The following is a 16,380-nucleotide window of genomic DNA, read 5'->3' on the forward strand; positions in this document are numbered from 1 at the left end:
AGGCAAAAGCCTCGTTAAGCCTCTCGCAACTCCTGCGGCGTAATCTGTCCGCCAGATTGCGAGGCACCATGAAACGCAAATCCCTATTGCTTTTCGCCTTCCCGGCTTTTGTCCTGCTGATCCTGGCGATGGAGCGAGTGGCCACGCTCCTGCTCGGAGCCTATCCCGCAAGTCCCGATATGTGGAAGATCTGGCTTACCTTGCACCAGTCGTCGGGAATGGTCTGGCAGCAGGTTGATCTCTATCTGGGCGGGTCGATGGGCCTGGATTTCGCCTTGCTGGGCGCTGCCCTTTCCCTCTGCTGGATGGCAAGTCAGGCCAGAAGGTCGGCGGCTTTCTTTCTGGCCAACCATGGCGCCCTGATCCTCGCGGCGTCGATGATTTTCATCGGCGGCCGCTCGCAGACCGCCAGCACCATTGCCGCGTTCACGGCGCCGAGCGGCTTTCAGTTCTCGCTGATGATGGACTTCACCTGGCTGAACTGCCTGCTGGCGGTCATCGGGGTCACCGCCTGCGCCTATTGCCACCTTGCCTATGTCCGTGAACTCGGCATGCGCGTTGAAGCGCGGCGCGTCCGGATCATGGCACTGCAGCGGGATCTCTAGCGCAGCTACGCCGCCACGCCGAAGTCCGACCTAGTTTATCCCGACCTAGTTTATCTTGTGATAGGTGACCTTGCCTTCCGGGGATACGGTCCGCTGGTAGTTGGAGCTTGGCGCGGGAGGCGCTGCCGACGCCTGTCTCCTTCGCGTCACGCGCGGCATGTCCTCGACGGCAGGTTCCGCCTCGGTGGCGCTGGCAACCGCCGCCGTGTCTTCGGCGGGCGAGGGGAACTCCACCACGCGCGGCTCGTCGCCACCGTGATTTCCCGACATGTCCGGTGCCTGCCGGGCCAGGTTGGCGTTGACCTCGCCGAAGCTTGCCCGCAGCCGGTCGTCCAGCGCCTCGAACCGGCTTTGAAATCCGTTGTTGACGGTGTCCAGCCGCGCGCTCATGCGCTGCTCGAACTGGCCGAGGTCTTCCAGCCGCGCCTCGATTGCGCGCAGGTCGTTGATGCCACGGTAGAGAAAGACGGCCGCGGTGGCGTTCAGAAGGGCAAACAGCGTCAGGCCGACGCAGACGGCAACGGCAAGTCTGGACCGGCTCTTCTCCCTGTCGAGCAATGGCGCCTCGATGGCCACCACCAGTTCGTCCGGATCGCTGATCGTTGTCATTGGACCACCACCTTGGTGCCGACAGGCACGCGCCTGAAAAGATCGATGACATCGGTATTGGTCAGGCGAAAACAGCCCGACGTCCCGTCGAAACCCACGCCCGAAGGGTCGTTGGTGCCATGGATGCGATAGAGCGTGTCGCGACCATCCCGAAGCAGATAGAGCGCCCTTGCGCCGAGCGGATTGTATGGCCCCGAAGGAACCATGTCAGGCAATTCCGGCTGGCGCGCGCGCATCTCCCTGGGCGGGCGCCACGCCGGCCATTCGGTCTTTGCCCCCACCTGGACAGTACCCGTCCAGCCGAAGCCGTCGCGTCCGACGCTGATCCGGTAGCGCAGGGCCTCGCCCTTGCCGGTCACCAGATAGAGCGCCTTTTCCTGCTTGCGGATGATGATGGTTCCGATCTTCTCGGCGGTGGGAAACGCCACCGTCTTGCGCAGGCTGGGACCCATGGCCGGCAGAGGCGGGCGGCTGTCCGCCCACGCGGTCTGTCCGGCCGCCGGCGCCAGCGCCAGGCCGAGGAGGCAGGCGGCCGTCAGCCGAAAGCGATGGCGGCTAGCGGGCCGCATCGTCGAGCCGCTCGCGGAACATCTTCTTCAAATCCTTGTTGAAGCGCGCCCGCCCATCCACTTCGGACGGCAGCATGGCGCGGTTCAGGGCGTCGGCCAGCAGGGCGTTGTCGAGCGCGACCGACTTGATGTTCGGCGCCTTGAAGATCTTCTCCAGCTCGCCGCGCGAGAAGTGGTTGCCGAACCATTTGCGCTTGTGCTTGTTGGCCACCAGCGTGATCGAGACGGCATTGCCGCGCAGCTCGCGGATTTTCTTGTAGAGCCGTTTGCCTTGCCGCAGCGAGGCGACGTTGAGCTCGAAGACGATGAAAATCTCGTCGCTCGTCGACAGCACGGAATTGTGCCAGGGCGTCTCGATGTTCGGCAGGTCGATGACGATGTCGTCGAAACGGTAGGCGACGAGGTCGAGCAGCCGGAAGACGAAATCCGCGCCCTGCGGCTCGAACGGCAGTTGCGGCCGCTCGAAGGCGTAGAGCGTCAGGCCGGATGGCCGCGACAGCTTGATGACGTCCATCAGTTCGACATCGAGCCGATCCGGCTGGCCGATGATGCCCGCAAGGTCGAACTGGTTGAACAGGTTGAGATAGGCGCCGCAATTGGCGCTCTGGAAGTCGAGGTCGACCAGGCAGGTCGAGGCACCGCGCTCGGTCGATTTCGAGGCCAGGAATTCGGCCGCCGATAGCGCCAGCGTCGTGGCGCCGGCGCCGCCGCTGGCGCCGATGAAGGTGACGATACGGCTCTTGGTGCCCTGGTTGCCGCTGTCGTGGAAGGTGACGGCGTTGAGCAGTTCCTTGCCGTCGAGCGGCTTGTGCAGCCAGTCGGAGGCGTTCATGCGCACCAGCACGCGCGTCCGCCCCGACGTCAGTTCGTCGGAAACCGCAATCAGCGGCACGCTGGCCCACAGCGCGCGCGCCTCGACGATGCCTGGATTGCCGAGCAATTCGCCATTGCCGAGATCGAGGATGACGATGCCCGGGCGCGTGTCGGCCGGCGGCCCCTTGAGGAAGTCGCCCGTCTCGGCAACCCGCACATCATAGATCGCCAACGCGTCGAGCCGCGTCGCCACCTCGCGCTTGAAACTAGGATCGGACGAAAACAGCGCGACCTGCTTTCGCTTGGTGGGCAGGACTTTGGTGTTGATGGCGTTCATGATGGCGCGCTCGTTTTCAGGTCTTCGCCCGTGACCGTGCTCAGCATGGAGGGCATGTTGATATTGCCGAACCCGAGCAGTCCGCCCAGGAAGAAGAACTGGAAAGTCCGGTTTTGCAGATTGACCGTGATAGTCGGCACAGGACCGCTGAGCCTGGTCTGGAATCCAAGTCCTGTCGCCGCATAGGTAATGACGACATTGGTTCGCAGGAGGTCCGGAAAGAAATGGCACATACCAGGCCGCTGAGTTCCTGTGGGCGGCGGGCAGGCATCGTCGTTGGTGACGGCCGTATCGCCTCTGAAGATGCGACTGAAGGCATTGGCGTCGAAGTTGGCGGAGCTGCCATTGCAGTCCCCGATGCTGCCGGTATATTTGCAGACGAACGGGGCGTAAGCGTCGGCCGCAACCGGCGCGCCCGGGACCGAGATTGGCGCCGCGGCGGCAAGCACCGTTGCCGGCACCACGGGATCTGAAATCGAGGCCAGCCTTGCGCCGACCTGGACGGCCTTGGTTGCACCATTCCATTGATATAGGGCGTAACCGAAATCGACGAAGCCGAGCGTCAGCGCAAAAAGTAAAGGCGCCACGATGGCCATCTCGACCATGGCCGTGCCGTGTTCTGATTTTGCGAAGCGTCTCATCATCAGAATCGGATCAGCCGCTCCTGATGGGAGCCGCTCAGGGTGATCGGTCCGATGTTGAGAAACGCCAACATGCCCACACCGCTATAGGGATAGGTTCCTGTCGCACTGACGATGCACACTTGGGGAGTCACCGACCGATATTGGGTAACGCCGGCAACGACAGCGTCGTGGCAAGAGCCGCTGGCACCGATGGTCACCGTCACATTCGCTGTCTGCCAACCCCCGACGCGCGGGCTGGTCGTCACCACGCCGTTAACTACAGTCGGTGCGGGCGTGCCGTAGACCGCGATGTTCTTCGCAACATTGGTACAGTCGATCGCCGAAAAACCCGAACTCGCATAATCGGTGTACAACTGGCTGTTACAGCGAGCTCCGAATCGGGCAGCGTCGGTAAGGCCCGCTTCCATCAGCAGTTTGTCGTGTATCAGATTGCCAAACTCGAATACCCCGGCCGACAGCAACAGCATCAACGGGGCGACGATCGTCATTTCGACAAGCACCGCGCCACGCTGGTCTCGACGGAATTTCGTTAGATGACGTCCCACGTTTCGAGACATCGCCGTCACCTGTAGAGCTGCGCTTCGTCGCGCAGGAAATTGTCAAGTGTGCCACTCCCACCTTTGCCGGTGATGTCGACGAGTTCGACATAGATGTTCTTGCCGGTGTCTTTAATGGGCTCGGTGATGAAGAAGCTGGCGAATCTGCGAGCAGGAACGGTGGCGCGGCCCTTGAAGCTTGTGCCGCTAGCCTGGAGGGCTTTGCAGTCGAGGATCGCGCCATAGAGCAGGCGCCGATCAACCGTCGTGATTGGAGAGCCTGCCGCCCCGGGAGGCGTGCCTTTTTCACCACTGACGGCGGCGTCACCGACAATGTTGTCGGAGGTGTTGCCGTCGCCATTGGGGTCATTCTCGTACCGGTAGGTTTCGTATCGAGTTGGAAGGTCGTCGCCAGTGCCGGCGAGGGCGGTCGGCAAATTGCCAGCGCCATTGCCCGAATTTCGTAACGGATGGTTCGCTTTCCAATATCGGGAAGGATTCCAGTCGCCTGCTCCCATCCGGCCGCCCATCATGGTGCAACTGCCGGTGATCTGGCAGGAGTCACGCTCTAGGCCGACGCCCTTGGTGGGGTCGGTCTCGTAGTTGACCTTGTTGCTCGCGACATATTGGTCCCAGTTTGTCGCACCCTTGCGCACGTTGAAGGCTGGCCCGTCTGAATACTTCGACGAGTTGATGCCGAAACGCGAGTTGATGCCATCTTGCACTGGACCAGCGTTCTGGCCCGGCTCGGTCTGGACGCCATCGCGCGAATAGCAATTTTGCGGCTTGGAATCGGCGAGCATCCTTTCCAACTCGTTCGCGCCGGTGCCAAATGGCGAGGATAGGAAGGCGAAGTTCCCTGGCGCGTAGGAACCGTCGCCGCGTAGCACGATTTGCCGGCGACGATACTTTCTTGTCTGTGCGGCCTGCTCCAGCGTCACGCCGCCAGTGAGGCTGGTGTCTTCATATGGGTTGCACATAAAGACCGGCGTGTAGTCGCAAACGCTCGATCCGAAGCCCGCGACAGCGCTGGCGCCGATGTTCCAATTCCCGCTGCTTCCAGGATTGAGGAAAGACACAGGAAAAATCGCTGCGAAGCCGACCGGCTTAACATCGATCTGAACGAATCTCGCCGTCGAGGCATAGGTTACCTCGTCGGTGATGACATAATTGGCTGGGATTGGCGCGTTGTCGGCGGGCAGGGCGTTGAGATACCGTCTCGTAACGCCAGCGGCAGCAAGCGTCTGTGGTCCTGGCGTCGCAGAATCGGAAAAGCTGTACTGGTTCGAGACGAGCGTCTGAATGGCGCGGTCGGCTCGGACGATGCTGTCGGAACTGCCGTCGAGCTCCGCCGCGCCAGCCAAGGAAAATGCATCCGCCCCCTTCTGCAGGTCGAAATGCATGTTGTTGACCCGGCTCGTGTCGATAACGAGCAGCGAGAAACCTATGATTGCTGGCAGCGTGATGCTGACCAGGATGAGCGCTATCCCCCTCTGATCTTTCCAGAACGCGCGAATGGTCCCCAACATGACCTTACTCTCTGCTTTCTTGCGCCAAGGCCCTCGCATGCCAGGCGCCCTCCGCATCCTTCCGTTCAGTTCACGGCGTCGTCACGCCCGCCCCGCCGACATTGACCGTGATAGCCGGCGGTGGCGGTGGCGGCGGTGGGAATTTGTAATTGTGTGCGATAGCGGCAGCGCGCGCGCCGTCGCCTTCTATGTGTGTGTTTTTCGAAGCCGGATTGAGCGGATCGACCGTCTGCAGCATCGAATTGAACTTCTGCGTGTCGCCGGCCGCCAAAGTCACCGAGTCATAATGGTTCAGATAGTCCGCGGCGCAGCCCGTCAGCAGGCCGGTGCACAGAGTGAGGAACAAGGCGCTATTTCTTGACATAGAGCATCTTGTCCTTCGATTTGAAGTCCAGCATGTGGCCATAGGGCCCGGTGACGCCGTCGCCTTGCTCGTACTTGCGGATCATGTCCTTGTTCACCTCGAGCTGGCCAAGCACAAAAAATTCGGGATCGTTGGCGGGCCGTGTCTTGTCGAAAGGCGTCGCCAACTGCTCGCCGGGCTTCACCGGCCGCACGATGTGCGGCGTGACGATCACGACCAATTCGGTCTCTTCCTTCTGGCTGCTCGAATTGCGAAACAGCGTGCCGATCACAGGTACCTGGCCCAGCCACGGCACCTGGTTCTGAAGCTTGGTGGTCTTGCTGGACAGAAGTCCACCGACCGCGAAGCTCTGGCCGTCGCGCAGTTCCACGACGGTTTCCAATTTGCGGTTGGTGAAGATCGGATCGCCTGCGGTTGTGAAGCCGGTCAGGTCGCTGACCTCAGGCGCCAGCTGGATGTGGATCTTGTCGTCGGCAAGCACGACCGGCGTGAACAGAAGATTGACGCCGAATTGCTTGTACTCGATCTGGATCTCGCCATCCTTGTTGACGCTGCGGATCGGGACCTGTCCCCCCGCGTTGAAGCTGGCCGGCTCGCCGGAAAGCGTGGTCAGGTTTGGCTCGGCCAGCGTGCGCACCACGCCCTTGGCCTCCAGCGCCTCGATGATCAGGTCGACTTTGATGTTGCTGTCGATAACGCGGGTGATCAGCGCTGCAAACGGATTGCTGTTCGACAACAGGCCGCTGATAATATTGCCTGGTCCGGCAACCACATTGTCTTCGTCAACGGCGGCAATGCCTGTCCCGGTTCTGGTCGTGCCGCTGCCGTTTTTGCTCCGGATGGACACGCCGAGATCGCGACCGGCATTGCGCTTTGCCTCCAGCACGCGGACTTCGAGATTGACCTGCTGGCTGTCATCCACCGTAACGGCATTGATGATGGCGTCGGGCCCATACTGCTGCGCTACTTCCATGATGGCCGCCAGCGTCGCGCCGTCCTTGACATGACCGCCAAGCCGCACCCGTCCATTGACCGAGCCGATCTCGATACGCGACCTTGGCGAAACCTGGCGGATTGCCGCCGCCATGTCGCTCACGTCGACGCCGACCTCGATCTGCAGGGCGCCGAGCGAGCGCTTGTCGGTGGAAAACAGGTTGACCGTGGTGGTGCCGGCACCCTTGCCGATGACATAGAGGGTACGGTCGGTCATCGGCTGCGCATCGGCGATCTTTTCGTCGCCGACGACGATGTCGCCGAGATTGGCGCTCACTTGGATCGTCACCGATTGCGACATCGGCAGGAAAATCCGATGCACGCTGGGGGTCGACACGTCGATGAAACGGTCGGCCGCATCGGCCTTGAGGCTCGATAGCATTACCGTTGCCATACAAGACAACGCGGCCGCCGCTATCCTCCAAAAACCCTGCATCCCCGTCTCCCCATCGCTGCCGGCGGCAGCCCCCTTTTTATTAGCCGTAGCTTATCATGGTTGTCGCGGCACGTCATATGTCTCGAGCTTCACGCCTCGAAAAACCCCGACCGTCGCCCGCGCCGGCGGCTCAGGCTGCACATATTTGACAACTTCCTTGACTGCTTGCTGCGGTGCGGCCGTCACCACGACCGGAGCGGGCTTGACCTTCCCCAGCTCGTCAAGACGGCTTCCGACCCTTTCAACAGCCTGCGTTAGCCCTGCAATCTTGTCGTCCGCACGCTTGCGTTCTTCGGCCGCCGCCGCTTCCTCGGCTGCTTTCTTGTCCAGTTCGGCCTGCCTTTTGGCAACGTCGTCGGGCGTTTCGCCGGTCAGATCGGAAAGCGTTACCCGTTCGGTCGTCTCGCCCTTACTGGCCGCGGCCTGGCGCAGCGCCAGCGACAACTGCCCGGCGCCAGCCGCCAAGGTCAGCTTCTGCGCATCCTTGGTACTAGCCTCCAGGGTCACCGACTTCACGACTGTCGGGCTATCCTTGCTCACATCGGCCACCTGGTCGATCGCGAGCACCTTCATGCTCTGCAGCAGTACGTCGACGAAACTCCGGTCCGCGCCGTCATCGCCGCGCACGCTGCGGGTCAGCAGCACGTCCACACGATCGCCAGGGAAGACGAAACCCGCAACGCCGAGAACGTCGTTCACCCTGATGGAAACGGCCTTCATGCCTTCGCCGAGCACTGCCGAAAGCGTGGCGCGCTGGCCAGGTCCAGTAATCTTGCTGGCCAGGACAGGTTCGTTGGCACTAATGGTTTGAAGAGCCTGCCTCGTGCCTTCGCCTGCCAAGGCTTCCTTCGTTGTCTTGAAGGCGCCGGTTGGAACCGCGCCTGCCGGCCAAGCCACTTCGCGCAATTTATCCGCGGTGAGCGTGTCGCCGAACTTCAGCGGCATTGCCGCCACGACGACCGTACTACCTTGAACGAGGCCCGTTTGCGCCATGGCACTACGCTGGCCGGCCAGCCAGATATTGACCAGCACAACTGCCAGAACGCCGAACACGCCGGCGAGGACGATCATGATAAGCGTATTGGCGCGCATGCCCAAAGCCCCAAGCCCCAGCGCGGGATTCGCCCGCTGCGATTGGATTCAGGCCCGGCTCGAACGAGCCGGGCCTGAATGTACTCAGGCGATCAGGTGCCGACGCCCGTAGATGCGACGCAGGTGCCAGTCCCCTTGTCGAGTGCGGTGCAGAGATCCGAGAAACGAGCGTTTACCCAGGCACCAATGGCGATGACTGTCAGGATCGATGCAACGGCGATAATGCCGATAAGGATGGAATATTCGACCATGGCAGCGCCGTTTTCATCGTCGCGGAACTGCCGGGTCATCGTCATGAGCTTGTTCATGTCAATTTCTCCCTTTGGAGGTTACAACCCGACGAGACAGAGCACGGGATGAAATCCATACCCAAGCATCCCCCGTCATCTCGATCCTAGGTCCCGAGAAAACACGGAGTCAAACCGGATTAACGGTTCCTTAACTTTCCAATACATGAACTTGCGAGCAGAACGCAGCCCCGAAAGCCAGCAAGAGCTTGATTCGTCTGATTTTTCAAGCGGCCTTAACCATTCGTTCACAATTATGTCCACAATCTAATGAAGCTATCTCTACTTTAGCAATCTAGCATATCCCTTTATATCTAAGGGGTTACGGCCGGTCCTAGGGTGGATTCCCATGCCTGCTGTCGCCGGGCGCAGAGGACGCTTCAAAGTCTAGATCCCGCTTCTGCGTCCGAGGCTGATAAGCGGCGAATAAAAACGATATTCTTTTCCGCTGGCTCTTAACTATGTTGAAAGTATTGACCAGGGGCGGATCGTTCGGGCGCTTGTGCCCCGGGTGGTTAACGTTTAGTTTCCACTAATATAAGGGTTAGGGGAGCATACGGGATTATGCTGGGGCGGTTCATCAAGGGGCAAGGCGCGCAGCCGGGCGTGGCAAACGCGGAGACGCTGACAGTTCTGCCTGTCGCTCCCGCCCTTTCTCCAGCAGCCGATATCGAATCCCACGGCGACGCTTTCCTGACGCTCAAGGTCGAAATCCATCGCCATCTGATCGACCGGTTCAACCTGACCGCGCTCGAAAGTGCTTCCAAGGATGAGATCTTGGATGAGATCCGTCCCATTGTGCGCGAGTTCGTTCGCGGCCGAAACGTACCGCTGAATGCACGCGAACTCGATCAGCTGACCAGCGACACGGCGGACGAAATGCTCGGACTGGGGCCGATCGAGCCTTTGCTCAAGGATGAATCCATCACGGATATCCTGATCAACACCCACAAGCGCGTTTTCATCGAGCGGCGTGGCATCGTCGAAGAAACGCCAATCCGGTTTCGGGATGAGGCGCATCTGCTGCGCGTCATCAACAAGATCGTTTCGGCTATCGGCAGGCGCGTCGATGAATCATCGCCGATGGTCGATGCTCGGCTGGAGGACGGCTCTCGCGTCAACATCGCGGTGCGGCCGATTTCGGTGGATGGCCCACTGGTGTCGATCCGCAAGTTCTCGAAGAACCCCTATTCGCTCGAGCGTTTGATGGCATTCAATTCGATCCGGCCGCCGATGATCGAACTGCTGCGGATCGCCGTCCAAGCGCGCAAATCGATCCTGGTTTCGGGCGGCACCGGCAGCGGCAAGACGACGTTGCTCAATGCCTTGTCGAGCTACATACCCTCGAAGGAGCGGCTGATCACCATCGAGGATGCGGCCGAACTGCAATTGCAGCAGCCGCATGTCGGCAGGCTGGAGACGCGCCCGCCCAATGTCGAGGGCAGGGGCGAGGTACGTCAGCGCGAATTGTTGAAGAATGCGCTGCGCATGCGGCCCGACCGGATCATCGTCGGCGAGGTGCGCGGCGAGGAAGCTTTCGACATGCTGCAGGCCATGAACACTGGCCACGAGGGGTCGATGACCACAATCCATGCCAACACGCCGCGCGACGCGATCTCGCGGCTGGAACAGATGGTCGGCATGGCCGGAATGCCGATGACGCATGAGTCAATCCGGGCGCAGATTGCCTCCGCCATCGATATTATCGTGCAGACACAGCGTCTTTCGGACGGCGGCCGGCGTGTCACCTCCATATCGGAGCTGACTGGCATGGAGGGCAATGTCGTCCAGCTTCAGGAGATCTATCATTTCGTCCGCCGTGAGGTCACAGCCGAGGGCAAGGTCATCGGAGACTTTCGCGCAACGGGTGTCCGTCCGCGCTTCGCTCCGGAGGCCGCGACGCTTGGCCATCATTTTGCCAAGGACGCCTTCAACCCGCAGGTTGCCCTCTGATGCTGACTGGTCAAGCTCTGCTGTATTTCATCTATATGCTGGCGGCAGCCTCGGTCATTCTCACCGGCGAAGCCCTTTATCTTTCATTTGCCGGCCGCCGCTCCCGGTCTCTGGCAGTTAATCGTCGATTGAAGCGGCTCGCCGGCGAGGTTCCGGCCGAACAAACGTTGCAGGGGTTGCTGCGAGAACGCGGCCTCACGGACTCCGGCGACTTTCTTTTTGGACTGGTCTGGTTGAACAGGCTCTATACCCAATCCGGTATCACCGGAAATCCATTGACTTTCGCTGCGACATTTCTGCTTGCAGGGCTGGCGATGGCGTTGCTGCTGTTACTCTTCAATTCTTCCGCTTTGGCGTCACTTCTTATCTTTCTGATCTTGGGGCTTGTCCTGCCACTTGTCGTCCTCCGGCGCGCCCGCAACAAACGAATCCGGAAGTTTGCCAAGCAACTGCCGGATGCGCTCGACATGATCGTTCGTTCGCTGCGCGCCGGACATCCAGCTTCCGTGGCAGTTGGTCTCGTCGCCCGAGAAATGCCCGATCCGCTCGGCACCGAGTTCGGCATCGTCTCCGATGAAATCACCTTTGGCCTCAGCATCGAGCAGGCGGTGCGAAAGCTTTCGCAGCGTGTCGGATTCGAGGGTCTTCAGCTGCTGTCGGTATCGCTGTCGATCCAGGCCAAGACGGGCGGCAATTTGACCGAAATTCTGACCAATCTTTCCTCGGTCCTGCGTGAACGGCAGAAATTGCGAATGAAAATCAAGGCGCTTTCGGCCGAAGGTCGCGTCTCCGCGTGGATCATCTCCTTGTTTCCTGTTGTGATGTTCTTCACGCTTCAAATCCTGGCCCCGGCCTACTACGGCGGTGTCTGGGGCAACCCGCTCGTTTTCCCGATACTTCTGCTCTTTGGTTTGTGGGCGCTGCTTGGCGACTTCATCATGTACCGGATGGTTACTTTCGATTTCTGACTGGGAGCGACGAACAAATTGTTTTCGAACATTCAGGACCTGGGCTTCTTGGTGTCCATTGCCGTCTTTGTGGCGGCGATGTCCCTTTTCCTGTTCGGCGCGCTTGTCTTTTTACCGGCCCTTCAAACACGAAAGCTCGTCGCGCAGAGCCTCAAAAGCGAAGGAATGACCGATCGCCGCTCGATGCTCGGACAAGACCAGCTTGCCAAGCTTGCCGCGCAACGGCCGGTCGAGGCGTACTTCAAGTCGGTCGAGAAGGAGCGGGAAGAGCCGAACGCCTTGGAAGCGAAACTGTTTCGCGCCGGCTTTTATAAATCGAGCGCACCGCTGATTTATACGTTGTCCCGCCTTGTCGCGGTCTGCGTCGGTTTTCTGGCGATGTATGCACTCCTGTCGCGGGTTCTGCCGCCGCAACTGCCCGGTTTCATCACTCTTGCCGGTTCTGCCCTGTTCGGCCTTGCCACCATGGTGATTCCCTCAATTCTGCTCGACCGTTTCGAGAACAGCCAGAAACAGATCTATCGTCGAGCCTTCCCCGACTTCATGGACATGATGATCACCTGCGCCGATGCCGGCATGAGCCTGGAGGGGGCAGTCGAACGCGTCAGCCAGGAAATGGCCGCCACCCACAAATGGCTGGGCATCCAACTGTCGATCATGAATTTGCAGCTGCGTGCTGGCAAGCCGTTGCGGGAAGCGCTGCGCGAACTTTCAGATCGCATCGGGCTTGACGAGGCGCGGGCACTGGCGGTCTTGTTCCGTCAATCGGAAGAACTCGGCACCAGCCTCACCGATGCCTTGCGTGTTTATAGCGCCGAGATGCGTGGGCAAAGGATTCTGAGTGCCGAGGAACGGGCCAACTCTCTTCCCGTCAAAATGATGATCCCGCTGGGCCTGTGCATCTTCCCGGTCGTCATGATGGTGATCATGTTGCCGGTGATCATCCGGATGAAGGGCATTTTCTTCTAAATGGGTATATGCTTTGATTCTAAAATAGAGTCGCAGGACTCTTGGGGGATAAAAATGACAGGGCCAATGCGCCTCGCAACCGTCGTCGCGGCCAGTCTGCTGATGGCGGCGCTTGCCGGCTGTCAGACAAACGGCGTGGACGCCACTGGCGGTGTCGTGCGCACCAACGAGCCCTCGAAAGGCGACGTGACGTCCTTCGGCGATGCATTCGACGGGTTGAAGACTGTCGGCGACGTCGAATACTACGCTTCGGACCAAGCCGTCGCGGAGGCCAAGAACCAGTTCCGCGCCGAAAACTACGGCAATTCCGGCGCCTTGTTCTTCAAGGCGACGCAGCTTGCGCCCAACGACGGCGGCGCATGGATGGGCTTGGCGGCTTCCTGCGACCGCATCCACCGCTTCGACCTCGCCGACCGTGCCTATGGCCGCGCATTCAAGCTGATGGGGCCGTCGCCCGAATACTACAACAATGTCGGCTATTCCGATCTGCTGCGCGGCAAGCTGCAGGACGCGCGCGGCAATTTCCTCAAGGCCTATGAGCTGGCGCCCAACGATCCGACCGTGGCCAACAATCTGAAACTGCTCTCGTCAAGCGTGCAGAACATCGAGCGCTGAACGTGCTGCTGACCGAAGCGATAGTGCTGAAGCTACTGGCCGCGGCCCTGCTCGCGCGGATCGCCTGGCTCGACTTCACCACCCAGAAAATATCCAACCGCGACGTGCTGCTGCTGCTCTGCCTCGGGCTCGGATCGCTCCTGCTTCTGTCGCTCCAATCCGCATCGTGGTGGGATATGGGCTTGAGCGCGGTGGCCGGCCTGTTGCTGTTTCTGGCGCTCTTCCCATTCTGGTTGCTGCGCAAGATCGGTGCCGGCGATGTCAAGTTGCTGGCGGTCGTGCCGCTTCTGATCGGCGGTAGCGGGTTGACGGTATTTTCGCTGCTGCTGCTGGTTTTTGCCCTCGCCACGGCCCTGGTCGTGAAGAACCCGCTGCTGCTGCCTCAAAGTGCCTTCCGCGTCTACGTCCAGCATCTCGACCAGAGAGGCGTGGTGCCTTTCGGCGTGCCGATCTCGGCGGCCGCGATCTGCACGATAGCGCTGCAGATCTACTGGAGTTTTGTCTTGGCCAACAGCTCCGGAATCCTTGGCCAGCTCAATTAGCTCCTCGTTGCTGCGATGCCGCTCGGCGTTACGGTCCGACGATCTTGTAAGCACACGTCCAAATCGTAAAAACGATAGCGATTTTGCGCCACGACAGGGTGGTTGCGGATAAGCCACAACGGCCCGTCTCCACCGGATTCCGAAAGCGAGCGGAAACATGGCTCGGGCCCGCACGAAATATTACGTGACGGAACGTCTGGGCCGCCAGTTTATTTGGCCATGGAGCCGGGTCGCCTCGGGCAAATCCCCGAGTAGATGGGATGCGGCGCCTGCTGCCACCCTTCCGGCCGATCGCCAACAGAGAGAGACAGATTTATGCCCGATCCGAGAGACCCCGATCCCAATCGCGACGTGCCCATGCCGGCTCCCAATTGGAAGCCCAAGCCGATCGGCGAACCAGAGCCGGAAGAATTGCCCGATGAGGCGCCGTTACCCAATCCTGACGAAAACGAAGAGCCCCCGATGCATGCGGTCGGCTGACCGGCACTGAACATTGATAGATCAGTCCTCGTCGAAGCGGCCGCCTTCCCTTGATGGATCGCGTGAAAGGACCGCCTCCTCGACATCGTCGGGCAATGCCTCGTCGCTTTCCTGGTAGGCGTTGTCGTCATCTTCCTCGGGCAATTCGCCGTCAGCCTCGTCTTCCACCTCGACGTCGTCGGGAAGGATTTTCGCACCTGCCAGTGCGTCCCAGTCCTGCTGCTCGATCACGGGACCTTCCGTTGCAGCCGGGTCGTCACTCTGAACCGCGGGTTGTTCTGTTTTGCGGGGGGCCATCGTCGTTCTCCGAATCGTCGTTCCCCGAGTCCGGGGAGTTTGCCCCGGATCGCCTGAGGCGGCCGGGGCAACAGCTCGCCAGCTAGGCGGCCTGTTCCAGGGCACGCTCGTTGACGCCGCCCTCGCCAAGGCTGGAAAGCGCCTCGTCGGTCGCCGTCTCCTCCTCCAGGGTTTGATTGAGGAGTTTGACCACGTCGCTCTTGCCGAGCTGTTCGGCCCAGGCGATCAGCGTCCCGTAACGCGCGATCTCGTAATGCTCGACGGCCTGCGCTGCGCCAACCAGTCCGGCGTCCAGCGCCGGGGCGCCCTTGTATTCCTCGAGGATTTCCGAACCTTCCTCGAGAATGCCGTCGATGGCGGGACAGGTCTTGCCCCGGGCCGGCTTGTCGAGAAGCTCGAAGACCTGTTCGAGCCGATCGACCTGGCCCTCGGTCTCCGCCAGATGTTTCTGGAACGCCGCGACAAGATCCTCGGATTCGGCGCCCTTCGCCATTTTCGGCAGCGCCTTCAGGATTTTCTTCTCGGCGTAATAGATGTCCTTCAGCCCGTCGAGGAACAGGGCTTCAAGATCTTTCGTTGCCGCTTTCTTCGCAGTCGCCATGATTGTCTTCTCCAATTGTCGTGAAGCTCACCAGCGCGGTGTAGCTGGGGCACAACTTGCTATCGTGGCGGTTGTTCCAACCGCCTCGCAAACAGGCTGCCGCCAGCTCGCCGAGCGCGCCCGCGGGGCGAACTTCCTCACCGGATCTGCCGCATGGTGCACTGGCGCGGCGCCTTGTCCGGCCGCCAGCGCAGCAGCTTGGTGCCATGGCGGAACCTGTTGCCGGTGACGTGATCGAAGCGGACCTCGACCACAAGCTCCGGCCGCAGGGGCTCCCATTCGCCGCTGCGTTCGGTGCTCCAGCGGCTCGGTCCCCCCGGTGCCTTGCCGGTGAAACCGGGTCCGCCTCGTAACTTCTCCAGCGTTCGGGTGACGCCGGCCCGGTCATCCCTGCCGATGGTCGAGGTAAAGCCGACATGGTCGAGTTTGCCGCCCTCATCGTAGAGGCCGAGCAGCAGCGAGCCGACCTCCTTACTGCCGGTCAGATAGCGAAATCCGCCGACCACGCAGTCGGCCGTTCGCAGCCGTTTGACCTTGACCATCGCGCGTTCCCCCGGCCGGTAGGGGTCGGCCAGCAATTTGGCGACCACGCCGTCGGTGGGACCGTGGCCGGCGCCCTCCAGCCAGCGCCTGGCCGCAGCTGGATCGGTCGCGCTGGGCGAGAGCCGCAAGCCAGGCTCGGCGCAATCCCGAACGAACCCCTCGACCGCCCGGCGGCGGCGCGACAACGGCTCGCCAAGCAGGCTCGTGCCGCCCGGCGCGGCCAGCATGTCGAACAGGATCAGCCGGGCCGGCGTTTGCGCGCTCAGCTTGCGTATGCGGCTTTCGGCCGGGTGAAGCCGCATCTGCAGCGCGTCGAAGGAAAGCTGGCCTTCGAGTTCGATGACGATTTCGCCGTCCACAACGAAGTTGCGGGCCTCGACCTGCCGCAGCATGGCGACGAGTTCGGGGAAGTAACGGCCGAGGGGTTTGCCGGATTTGGCGCGCAAATCAACGTCCCTGTCGCCTTTGAAGGCGAGGCAGCGAAAGCCGTCCCATTTGGGTTCGTATTGCCAAAGGCCTTCCCCTTCCGGCAACGCATCGGCGGCCTTTGCCTCCATGGGAGGCGTGTCCAGGGGAAGGGCAAAGCTGTCCGTCATTG

The 16,380-nt window shown here is 61.1% G+C and carries 19 protein-coding genes; 6 read left to right on the top strand and 13 right to left on the bottom strand.

The genetic code is table 11. The annotated features are described in order from the left end of the window. Positions 1 to 68 precede the first annotated feature (68 nt). Positions 69 to 605, top strand: a complete 537-nt coding sequence (locus FJ948_RS13570; protein WP_140705144.1) for a hypothetical protein — start codon at positions 69 to 71, stop codon at positions 603 to 605. 45 nt (positions 606 to 650) lie between these two features. Here FJ948_RS13570 and FJ948_RS13575 read toward each other — a convergent pair whose 3' ends face one another. The 10 genes from FJ948_RS13575 to FJ948_RS13620 form a co-directional block, all read right to left on the bottom strand. Further along, positions 651 to 1,214, bottom strand: coding sequence for a hypothetical protein (locus tag FJ948_RS13575; RefSeq protein WP_140705146.1), 564 nt, complete (start codon positions 1,212 to 1,214; stop codon positions 651 to 653). Then, entirely contained in the window at positions 1,211 to 1,783 is a 573-nt protein-coding gene (locus FJ948_RS13580; RefSeq protein WP_140705148.1) for a L,D-transpeptidase, read from the bottom strand. The genes FJ948_RS13575 and FJ948_RS13580 overlap by 4 nt, the downstream gene beginning before the upstream one ends. Next, complete coding sequence (locus FJ948_RS13585; protein WP_140705150.1) at positions 1,770 to 2,933, bottom strand: AAA family ATPase; 1,164 nt, start codon at positions 2,931 to 2,933, stop codon at positions 1,770 to 1,772. Before FJ948_RS13585 ends, FJ948_RS13580 begins: the two co-directional genes overlap by 14 nt. Next, positions 2,930 to 3,577, bottom strand: a complete 648-nt coding sequence (locus FJ948_RS13590; protein WP_140705152.1) for a TadE/TadG family type IV pilus assembly protein — start codon at positions 3,575 to 3,577, stop codon at positions 2,930 to 2,932. Before FJ948_RS13590 ends, FJ948_RS13585 begins: the two co-directional genes overlap by 4 nt. Further along, positions 3,577 to 4,134, bottom strand: a complete 558-nt coding sequence (locus FJ948_RS13595) for a TadE/TadG family type IV pilus assembly protein (protein WP_224693082.1) — start codon at positions 4,132 to 4,134, stop codon at positions 3,577 to 3,579. The genes FJ948_RS13590 and FJ948_RS13595 overlap by 1 nt, the downstream gene beginning before the upstream one ends. Before the next feature lie 5 nt (positions 4,135 to 4,139). After that, the gene (locus FJ948_RS13600) at positions 4,140 to 5,642 is read right to left on the bottom strand and encodes a pilus assembly protein TadG-related protein (RefSeq protein WP_140705156.1); all 1,503 of its coding nucleotides are present in this window, start codon (positions 5,640 to 5,642) and stop codon (positions 4,140 to 4,142) included. Between the two features lie 70 nt (positions 5,643 to 5,712). Continuing rightward, positions 5,713 to 6,006: a hypothetical protein gene (locus FJ948_RS13605; protein ID WP_140705158.1), complete on the bottom strand. Its 294-nt coding sequence runs from the start codon at positions 6,004 to 6,006 to the stop codon at positions 5,713 to 5,715. Further along, positions 5,993 to 7,435: a type II and III secretion system protein family protein gene (locus tag FJ948_RS13610; protein WP_140705160.1), complete on the bottom strand. Its 1,443-nt coding sequence runs from the start codon at positions 7,433 to 7,435 to the stop codon at positions 5,993 to 5,995. Before FJ948_RS13610 ends, FJ948_RS13605 begins: the two co-directional genes overlap by 14 nt. Positions 7,436 to 7,489: 54 nt before the next feature. Further along, positions 7,490 to 8,527 (bottom strand): Flp pilus assembly protein CpaB, encoded by a 1,038-nt coding sequence (gene cpaB / locus FJ948_RS13615; protein ID WP_140705162.1) that lies wholly within the window; start codon positions 8,525 to 8,527, stop codon positions 7,490 to 7,492. 92 nt (positions 8,528 to 8,619) lie between these two features. Then, positions 8,620 to 8,835, bottom strand: a complete 216-nt coding sequence (locus FJ948_RS13620; RefSeq protein ID WP_140705164.1) for a Flp family type IVb pilin — start codon at positions 8,833 to 8,835, stop codon at positions 8,620 to 8,622. A 543-nt stretch (positions 8,836 to 9,378) separates the two neighbouring features. Here FJ948_RS13620 and FJ948_RS13625 point away from each other — a divergent pair. From FJ948_RS13625 to FJ948_RS13645, 5 genes are read left to right on the top strand one after another with little or no spacing between them, the layout of a single operon-like run. Then, positions 9,379 to 10,767, top strand: a complete 1,389-nt coding sequence (locus FJ948_RS13625; protein WP_140705166.1) for a CpaF family protein — start codon at positions 9,379 to 9,381, stop codon at positions 10,765 to 10,767. Then, the gene (locus FJ948_RS13630) at positions 10,767 to 11,735 is read left to right on the top strand and encodes a type II secretion system F family protein (RefSeq protein WP_140705168.1); all 969 of its coding nucleotides are present in this window, start codon (positions 10,767 to 10,769) and stop codon (positions 11,733 to 11,735) included. The genes FJ948_RS13625 and FJ948_RS13630 overlap by 1 nt, the downstream gene beginning before the upstream one ends. Positions 11,736 to 11,753: 18 nt before the next feature. Further along, positions 11,754 to 12,704 carry a type II secretion system F family protein gene (locus tag FJ948_RS13635; protein ID WP_140705170.1) on the top strand — a complete coding sequence of 317 codons (951 nt, stop codon included), beginning with the start codon at positions 11,754 to 11,756 and terminating at the stop codon, positions 12,702 to 12,704. Positions 12,705 to 12,758: 54 nt separating this feature from the next. Next, positions 12,759 to 13,319 (top strand): tetratricopeptide repeat protein, encoded by a 561-nt coding sequence (locus FJ948_RS13640; RefSeq protein ID WP_031240550.1) that lies wholly within the window; start codon positions 12,759 to 12,761, stop codon positions 13,317 to 13,319. A 2-nt stretch (positions 13,320 to 13,321) separates the two neighbouring features. Further along, on the top strand, positions 13,322 to 13,861 hold the full coding sequence (locus tag FJ948_RS13645; protein WP_140705172.1) for a prepilin peptidase: 540 nt from the start codon (positions 13,322 to 13,324) through the stop codon (positions 13,859 to 13,861). 501 nt (positions 13,862 to 14,362) lie between these two features. On the opposite strand, the gene FJ948_RS13655 is transcribed toward FJ948_RS13645, so the two are convergent. The 3 genes from FJ948_RS13655 to FJ948_RS13665 all read right to left on the bottom strand — a co-directional run bounded on the left by FJ948_RS13655 (position 14,363) and on the right by FJ948_RS13665 (position 16,378). Then, positions 14,363 to 14,638 carry a hypothetical protein gene (locus FJ948_RS13655; protein ID WP_140705176.1) on the bottom strand — a complete coding sequence of 92 codons (276 nt, stop codon included), beginning with the start codon at positions 14,636 to 14,638 and terminating at the stop codon, positions 14,363 to 14,365. A gap of 82 nt (positions 14,639 to 14,720) precedes the next feature. Continuing rightward, positions 14,721 to 15,239, bottom strand: coding sequence for a ferritin-like domain-containing protein (locus FJ948_RS13660; RefSeq protein ID WP_140705178.1), 519 nt, complete (start codon positions 15,237 to 15,239; stop codon positions 14,721 to 14,723). Between the two features lie 137 nt (positions 15,240 to 15,376). After that, entirely contained in the window at positions 15,377 to 16,378 is a 1,002-nt protein-coding gene (locus tag FJ948_RS13665; RefSeq protein ID WP_140705180.1) for an ATP-dependent DNA ligase, read from the bottom strand. Positions 16,379 to 16,380: the final 2 nt, after the last annotated feature.

The sequence above is a fragment of the Mesorhizobium sp. B2-3-12 genome, from assembly GCF_006442205.1.
Lineage (GTDB): Bacteria > Pseudomonadota > Alphaproteobacteria > Rhizobiales > Rhizobiaceae > Mesorhizobium.

Bases quoted from the DNA above. Each gene is read 5' to 3' on its own strand.
- FJ948_RS13660 (WP_140705178.1), bottom strand. From the start codon at position 15,239: ATGGCGACTGCGAAGAAAGCGGCAACGAAAGATCTTGAAGCCCTGTTC.
- FJ948_RS13580 (WP_140705148.1), bottom strand. From the start codon at position 1,783: ATGCGGCCCGCTAGCCGCCATCGCTTTCGGCTGACGGCCGCCTGCCTC.
- FJ948_RS13605 (WP_140705158.1), bottom strand. From the start codon at position 6,006: ATGTCAAGAAATAGCGCCTTGTTCCTCACTCTGTGCACCGGCCTGCTG.
- FJ948_RS13585 (WP_140705150.1), bottom strand. From the start codon at position 2,933: ATGAACGCCATCAACACCAAAGTCCTGCCCACCAAGCGAAAGCAGGTC.
- FJ948_RS13625 (WP_140705166.1), top strand. From the start codon at position 9,379: ATGCTGGGGCGGTTCATCAAGGGGCAAGGCGCGCAGCCGGGCGTGGCA.
- FJ948_RS13595 (WP_224693082.1), bottom strand. From the start codon at position 4,134: ATGTCTCGAAACGTGGGACGTCATCTAACGAAATTCCGTCGAGACCAG.
- FJ948_RS13575 (WP_140705146.1), bottom strand. From the start codon at position 1,214: ATGACAACGATCAGCGATCCGGACGAACTGGTGGTGGCCATCGAGGCG.
- FJ948_RS13655 (WP_140705176.1), bottom strand. From the start codon at position 14,638: ATGGCCCCCCGCAAAACAGAACAACCCGCGGTTCAGAGTGACGACCCG.
- FJ948_RS13590 (WP_140705152.1), bottom strand. From the start codon at position 3,577: ATGATGAGACGCTTCGCAAAATCAGAACACGGCACGGCCATGGTCGAG.
- cpaB (WP_140705162.1), bottom strand. From the start codon at position 8,527: ATGCGCGCCAATACGCTTATCATGATCGTCCTCGCCGGCGTGTTCGGC.
- FJ948_RS13610 (WP_140705160.1), bottom strand. From the start codon at position 7,435: ATGCAGGGTTTTTGGAGGATAGCGGCGGCCGCGTTGTCTTGTATGGCA.
- FJ948_RS13600 (WP_140705156.1), bottom strand. From the start codon at position 5,642: ATGTTGGGGACCATTCGCGCGTTCTGGAAAGATCAGAGGGGGATAGCG.
- FJ948_RS13570 (WP_140705144.1), top strand. From the start codon at position 69: ATGAAACGCAAATCCCTATTGCTTTTCGCCTTCCCGGCTTTTGTCCTG.
- FJ948_RS13620 (WP_140705164.1), bottom strand. From the start codon at position 8,835: ATGAACAAGCTCATGACGATGACCCGGCAGTTCCGCGACGATGAAAAC.
- FJ948_RS13640 (WP_031240550.1), top strand. From the start codon at position 12,759: ATGACAGGGCCAATGCGCCTCGCAACCGTCGTCGCGGCCAGTCTGCTG.
- FJ948_RS13665 (WP_140705180.1), bottom strand. From the start codon at position 16,378: ATGACGGACAGCTTTGCCCTTCCCCTGGACACGCCTCCCATGGAGGCA.
- FJ948_RS13630 (WP_140705168.1), top strand. From the start codon at position 10,767: ATGCTGACTGGTCAAGCTCTGCTGTATTTCATCTATATGCTGGCGGCA.